Source organism: Pseudoalteromonas sp. NBT06-2 (genome assembly GCF_002276045.1).
GTDB lineage: Bacteria > Pseudomonadota > Gammaproteobacteria > Enterobacterales > Alteromonadaceae > Pseudoalteromonas.
This window is the reverse complement of sequence record NZ_NQMR01000244.1, coordinates 1-515: the sequence shown is the minus strand read 5'-3', so window position 1 is coordinate 515 and position 515 is coordinate 1. Positions and strand designations below refer to the sequence as shown.

Here is a 515-nt window from a genome sequence, read left to right as displayed (position 1 = left end):
AGGGCTACACACGTGCTACAATGGCAGGTACAGAGTGCAGCGAACTCGCGAGGGTAAGCGAATCACTTAAAGCCTGTCGTAGTCCGGATTGGAGTCTGCAACTCGACTCCATGAAGTCGGAATCGCTAGTAATCGCGGATCAGAATGCCGCGGTGAATACGTTCCCGGGCCTTGTACACACCGCCCGTCACACCATGGGAGTGGGTTGCTCCAGAAGTGGCTAGTCTAACTGCTTGCAGAGGACGGTCACCACGGAGTGATTCATGACTGGGGTGAAGTCGTAACAAGGTAGCCCTAGGGGAACCTGGGGCTGGATCACCTCCTTATACGAAAGAACTGGTTTGCATGCCAGTGTCCACACAGATGATTACGTAAATGAGAATGTATAAATATTGTGGGTCTGTAGCTCAGTTGGTTAGAGCGCACCCCTGATAAGGGTGAGGTCGGTAGTTCAAATCTACTCAGACCCACCACTTCTTTGCAAGGAAGTGGTCTGCAATATTGAAATCTTTTAG

The 515-nt window shown here is 50.9% G+C and carries 1 tRNA gene and 1 rRNA gene; both read left to right on the top strand.

The annotated features are described in order from the left end of the window. Positions 1-326, top strand: a 16S ribosomal RNA gene (locus CJF42_RS24725); the annotation flags it as partial. 70 nt (positions 327-396) lie between these two features. After that, positions 397-473 (top strand) — tRNA-Ile (locus tag CJF42_RS24720). Positions 474-515: the final 42 nt, after the last annotated feature.